The organism is Helicobacter pylori SA213A (assembly GCF_000476275.1).
Classification (GTDB): Bacteria; Campylobacterota; Campylobacteria; order Campylobacterales; family Helicobacteraceae; genus Helicobacter; species Helicobacter pylori_CL.
The window spans coordinates 1-944 of the sequence record NZ_CBOM010000058.1 but is presented as its reverse complement, the minus strand read 5'-3'; the positions used below and the strand labels follow the sequence as shown (position 1 = coordinate 944).

General features: G+C 36.7%; 1 protein-coding gene. It reads right to left on the bottom strand.

The features are described from left to right. A partial coding sequence (locus QT74_RS07870; RefSeq protein WP_033765925.1) for a replication initiation protein occupies positions 1-944 on the bottom strand: 944 nt, incomplete at both ends.

Sequence of the window (944 nt, the reverse complement as noted above, 5' to 3'; positions counted from 1 at the left end):
AAAACATGCAAAAACATTTGATTCTTTTCAAAAGTGGCGTCTTTAATTTGCAAAATAGTCCCATTGTTGTGTCTGAACTGATAGCCGATTAAGGTTTTCAATTCAAGAAACCTAGCTTCTATAGTGGCTTTTGCGTTTCTTTTAGCGATTTGGTTGTGAATATCCCATGCCACAAGCTTGATGTCTCTTTGAGCGCGTTGCTTGTCGGCTTGTTTTTGTTTCTTATTTTCGCCTTCAGGCAATTGCTCAAAATAAAAGTCAATGTGGGTTACCTTGCGCTTGTCATGGCTTCGGCGTTCTTTCTTGTAGCTCAAGTGTTCAAAAGGATAGATTTTTCTGAGTTCTTTGAGAGCGATTTTTAAGACAAATTTATCAATATTTGTCATATCATAGTCTTTTGGAATGTCTAAAAGTTCCCTGAATTGAGACCATTCCACGCTCAAAATCCCTGTGCTTTTGTATTGCTTGAGCAAGCGATAGAGCGTTTTAGCGTATTTGCCCCTCACTCTTTGGAATTCTAAAAGCTTAAAGGAAGTGTATTGACCGCCCATGCCTAGATTGTTGAGCAGATAGTTATAACCTGTGTTGAGCTGAATATCCATATACAAAAATTCTCTTGTTTCTTTATCGCTTACGATTTCACAAACTTGAAAAAGCATGTAATTTTTTTCAGAAACGCATTCTCTACCATTCACTATAATGTCTCTAACTTCCCAAAAATCAGCGGTTTTTATTTTATTCCACATGCTTCTAGCGGTTCTTGTAAGATTATCATAGGATATTTTAATGCCCAACATTCGCTTTAAATCTTGCGGTTCAAAACGAATGAGGGTATTCCCTTGATCTTTAAGCCTTTGAAAAATAGCGAATAAAAGATTGGCTTCCCTTTCGCTCAATTTCCCTAGATTAACCTTATTAGTGTTGTTATGGTAGGTGATATAGGT